At 44.8% G+C, this 4672-nt stretch carries 5 protein-coding genes; 3 read left to right on the top strand and 2 right to left on the bottom strand.

The genetic code is table 11. The features are described from left to right. From BLS65_RS14695 to BLS65_RS14685, 3 genes are all read left to right on the top strand, one after another. A partial coding sequence (locus BLS65_RS14695) for an ATP-binding protein (protein ID WP_170830143.1) occupies positions 1–231 on the top strand: 231 nt, incomplete at its 5' end. Positions 232–599: 368 nt separating this feature from the next. Continuing rightward, positions 600–1139: a hypothetical protein gene (locus BLS65_RS14690; protein WP_125869894.1), complete on the top strand. Its 540-nt coding sequence runs from the start codon at positions 600–602 to the stop codon at positions 1137–1139. Positions 1140–1334: 195 nt separating this feature from the next. Then, complete coding sequence (locus tag BLS65_RS14685; protein ID WP_212590568.1) at positions 1335–1643, top strand: helix-turn-helix domain-containing protein; 309 nt, start codon at positions 1335–1337, stop codon at positions 1641–1643. A gap of 13 nt (positions 1644–1656) precedes the next feature. Here the strand turns inward: BLS65_RS14685 and BLS65_RS14680 are convergent, their stop codons facing one another. Both BLS65_RS14680 and feoB read right to left on the bottom strand, forming a co-directional pair. Beyond that, entirely contained in the window at positions 1657–1836 is a 180-nt protein-coding gene (locus BLS65_RS14680) for a FeoB-associated Cys-rich membrane protein (RefSeq protein ID WP_092440333.1), read from the bottom strand. A 44-nt stretch (positions 1837–1880) separates the two neighbouring features. Beyond that, the gene (feoB, locus tag BLS65_RS14675) at positions 1881–4361 is read right to left on the bottom strand and encodes a ferrous iron transport protein B (RefSeq protein ID WP_092440331.1); all 2481 of its coding nucleotides are present in this window, start codon (positions 4359–4361) and stop codon (positions 1881–1883) included. Between the last annotated feature and the right edge of the window lie 311 nt (positions 4362–4672).

Raw genomic sequence — 4672 nt, 5'->3', positions numbered from 1 at the left:
TTTGACGATCCTGCAAGAAATGCCCTAATGGATATCGTTGAACAGAAATATGACAAGACTTCTATTATCATTGCCGCACAGATACCAGTAAAAAACTGGCATGAAACAATTGGCGAAGGAACCATTGCCGATGCAATTCTAGACCGCATGGTTCACTCTTCACATCGCATTGAATTAACAGTAGAGTCAATGAGAAAAAACAAGATGAAAAAAACTCAAATTAATTCATAAATTTGGTCACGAAATCATCCTTTTTTTGTGGCACAATATCACCGAAACAAGTGGCACAATATCACCGAAATATCAATGTTGCATGTAACGTCAAGAATATTGCTATCGTGTGATAAACCACGGTTCAAAATCTCAAACGCAACCAACTAACGACTGTTAGCGCTGAGGGGTTACACTATATAACCCAATATATCTAGCGTAACTGTTGACTTTCCTGCCTGCAAAAATAAACATATCATTTCTGCTCATGCGTAGAGGAAAATGAGTAGGTTTGGGTAGCGTATGATAAAGCTGCAATATATGGCAACCGGGATATGTGTTATTTTCTTTATTAATAAGTTATGCATCATTTTAAAAGGCCGATACCTATGTCACGACAACTACCCATTTCGATACTCATTTCGACAATCTGTTTGATCAGTTGTGGACAGAAAAATACTGTAACGGAAAATCAAGACCAACAAACCAATACGATTTATGTAGACACTTCAGTCATTGCTGTTTTGCCATTTGACACAACTCAATATTGCGTTTTTAAAGACAGTAAGCCAACTAATTTGACAACCGATGACTTGTTGAAAATTGAAATATTACTTAAAAAATGTATCAACGACTACAATCCATACCACGAACGGCAATTTAAAGAGATTAATGACAAGCACCCTGAATACAAACTCGAGAAGAAGTCCTTTATCATTGACTTGGTCCGATACAAACGACAGTATGTTGCGATTACGAATGTGAAAGGAGAAAAAGAGGTATGGGTAAATTGTTTTTGTGCCACTTGGAACACCGATTGGCGAAAGGACTTGATATTGGTAGAAGATGGTGGGAACTGTTTTTTCAACCTAAAAATAAACTTGACTACCGGACAATATTACGAATTAATGGTAAACGGAGATGCTTAATAGACAATTTCGTATTATGACAGATTATTCACATTTGTAAGCGATGGCATGATATATATACTTCTTGGGGCAAATTGACACCCTTTCTCCATCTTAAAAGTAATAACATAGGCCAATTTAAAAAGACAATAGTCGCCAATAAATAGCACATCAATCGGCACTTAGTGCCAAACTTAAAGTAAATGAACGAATACTATGAAGGCAAAGGATAATGTGGAGGTTACATCTTGGGTGGAGATTAAGGACAAGGTTTATGGTGAGAAGGGTTCCGAACGACGCGATAGTCTTGAAAGAGAAGCGGAGGCCTATAAGATAGGATTGCTACTTAAAAAGGCGCGCGAATCGCGGCATCTTACTCAGGAAGATCTCGGTAAACTGATAGACAAGAAGCGAACCTATATTTCGCGAGTAGAGAACGATGGTAGTAACATCACTCTTGGTACTCTCTTCGAATTTGTTGAGAAAGGTCTTGGTGGAAAAGTGAAGATTTTTATCGAACTATAGGGTATAATACGCCCTATTTACTTGCCGATCCATGGTGAGCAAGGTCTTTTATCTGGCAGCTGCTGCCACTGGCGCATCCACTACAGCCGGAAGTTTTTCCTCCAATAGTATCGCTTATGCTTTTGTAAAAGCTATATATGGTGTAGCCTGCTGCTACTACCACGGTTGTGAGTGCTAGTATATCTTGTAACATAATGTAATCCTTTCGTTAACTAAACAGTGCAATAGTGCAAATGTTTAACCCCAAAACAGTGTTCCCACCTGAAAGGTAATAAAGGCCAGCACCCAGGCTAAGCCGGTAGTGTAGCCAATAGTAAAGAGTGCCCACTTCCAACTCCCCGATTCCTTCTTAATAGCGGCAATTACCGCCACGCAAGGGAAGTAAATCAGGATAAAGATGAGAAAGGCTGCCGCCGCTGCCGGCGAGAATACCAGCTGTCCAACCCGACTACCGCTGCTATGCCGCTCGGTTTGTATCTTAGCGGTGAGGCTTTCGTTGTCGTCGCCGGCTTGGTAAAGCACTGCCAAGGTGCTCACCACAATTTCCTTGGCAGCTACGCCCGATAGTAAGCTTACGCCCATCTTCCAGTCGAAACCTAATGGAGCAATTGCCGGTTCGATAAACTTGCCCACGCGTCCCAAGTAAGAGTTGGCCTGTTGCTCGGAGGCTTTCATCACCTCTAGGGTGCGAATCTCTAGTGTGAGGCTATCCGTTATTCGTTGCGAACTTTGATTTACCTGTGCGCTTTTCTCGGCAATGAGCTTATCGTAGGGTTTGGTATAGTTGGCATTCTTGGGATAATACTCCAGCGCCCAAATGAGGATTACAGCCACCAGAATTACGCCTCCCATTTTCCGGAGATATTGAGAACCCTTAAGCCACATGTGCTTTACTGTCGATCGAACAGTTGGGATGCGATAGGGGGGGAGCTCCATTACAAACGGAACCTCTTCCGAGCGGAATAGGGTCTTCTTGAAAACCAAAGCGGCACCTATGGCCATGGATATGCCAATGAGGTAAACGGCAAACAGCACGGTGCCGGGATGTGCGGGGAATATTGCTCCAATAATAAGCAGGTAGATGGGCAGGCGCGCGCTACAGCTCATAAATGGATTAATGAGCATGGTGAGAAGGCGGTTGTTGCGGTTCTCGATGGTGCGCGTGGACATGATGGCGGGAACATTGCATCCAAAGCCCATGATAAGCGGAATAAATGACTTGCCATGCAACCCTATCTTGTGCATTAGCTTATCCATGATGAAGGCGGCACGGGCCATATAGCCGGTATCTTCCAACACCGAGATAAAGAAGAATAGGATTAGGATGTTAGGCAGAAACACAATTACGCTGCCCACTCCATCAATTATTCCTCCGATGAGCAGATCCTTGAAGGCTCCATCGGTCATGTAGTCTCGCAGCAAGTTGGAGATAAGTGCTACTCCATTCTCAATCCAAACCATGGGGTAATGACCCAGCGTAAAGGTGGAGTAGAACATCAACCACATAAAGAAGATGAATATGGGGAATCCAAACAGCTTATGGGTAAGAAAGGTATCGATCACTTCGGTTCCCCTACGTCGGGTATGAACTCCTGCCTTAAAGGTCTCCTTATGTGCTCCCGCAATAAAGCCATACTTGGCATCGGTAATCACCGTTTCGCTATCTTCTCCTAGGTTGGCTTCCAGCCGTATGATTTCCCGAGCGGCTGTTTCGAGAATGGAGGTGCTGTTGACACACCTCGATACAATTTTCTTGGAGTGCTTATCCTTTTCGAGCAGCTTAATGGAGAGGAAGCGGGAGGAGTATTTGTCGGTTACCTCGCTGTTTTCGGGGTTCTTAATCAGCTTTTGAATGGCCGCCACGGATTGCTCCACCTCGCGACCGTAGTTTATGTGAACGTGCCGGGTGGTTTTGTCCTTATCGATGAATACGTTTATGGCGGTGTCGAACAGCTCGGAAATTCCCTTACCCTTACTGCCCACGGTGGGAACAATGGGGATACCCACCATCTTACCCATCGATTGGTAGTCGAACTTATCGCCGTGCCTCTCGAGTTCATCATACATGTTTAGGGCTAGGATTACCTTCACGTCCATGTCGATGAGCTGGGTGGTGAGGTAGAGGTTGCGCTCGAGGTTGGAGGCGTCCACTACGTTGATGATAATATCGGGTACCGACTCGGCAATGAAGCTGCGCACGAATATCTCCTCGGGGGTGTAGGCCGTGAGGGAGTAGGTTCCCGGAAGATCGGTGATGTTGAACAGATATCCCTTATGCTTAAAGTGAGCCTCTTTAGAATCGACGGTAACGCCGGAGTAGTTGCCCACCCGTTCGTTCGATCCGGAAGCAAAGTTGAAGAGCGTGGTTTTGCCCGCGTTGGGGTTTCCCACCAGCGCCACGTTTATGGTGCGACCCATCACCTTGGCCGAAACCCGAAGATCTTCCTCGGTGATGGTTCCGTTGAATGATTCAAAGTTCAGGTTGATGGCCTCGTCCTTGGTGACAACCTCGATTAGCGATGCTTCGCTGTGGCGCAGCGAAACGTTATATCCCATGATGTTGTACTCGATGGGGTCACGCAACGGTGCGTTTTTTATCACCAGAACCTTTTTTCCGCGTACAAAACCCATCTCGGTGATGCGCTTGCGGAATGCTCCACGACCCATCACCTTGGTTATAATACCACTCTCACCGTTCTGTAAATCCGATAGTTTCATTCGTTCCCTTGCTTGGTATTACTTTGCCTCGAAAGGCTTCGCGTTACTACCATTTTAATGTTTACAAACCTATAAACAATTATTCGTCATTTCTATCCCCATTTGTTGGTATTTTGCTACGAGCCTTGCATGCACCTCCAAATTGCCGGCAAGCTGTTTTGGTGAGGACCTGTTTAACAAGATTTAGCCGCATTTGTTACAGACTTTCGGCTATAAGAGTGTGTTTCTGTAATGTTCTCTGTGATCTACTATTTCCGGCAAGTATCACCTTTATATTCATTCTCTTTCTATTAGCAACGTGACCCTAACCT

This window comes from Williamwhitmania taraxaci, from assembly GCF_900096565.1.
In the GTDB taxonomy this organism is placed as follows: domain Bacteria; phylum Bacteroidota; class Bacteroidia; order Bacteroidales; family Williamwhitmaniaceae; genus Williamwhitmania; species Williamwhitmania taraxaci.
Note: the sequence above shows the minus strand (reverse complement) of the source record. Positions and strands in the feature narration are given on the sequence as shown.

Excerpts from the sequence above, each read along its gene's own strand:
- BLS65_RS14690 (WP_125869894.1), top strand. The coding sequence starts at position 600 with ATGTCACGACAACTACCCATTTCGATACTCATTTCGACAATCTGTTTG.
- BLS65_RS14685 (WP_212590568.1), top strand. The coding sequence starts at position 1,335 with ATGAAGGCAAAGGATAATGTGGAGGTTACATCTTGGGTGGAGATTAAG.
- BLS65_RS14680 (WP_092440333.1), bottom strand. The coding sequence starts at position 1,836 with ATGTTACAAGATATACTAGCACTCACAACCGTGGTAGTAGCAGCAGGC.
- feoB (WP_092440331.1), bottom strand. The coding sequence starts at position 4,361 with ATGAAACTATCGGATTTACAGAACGGTGAGAGTGGTATTATAACCAAG.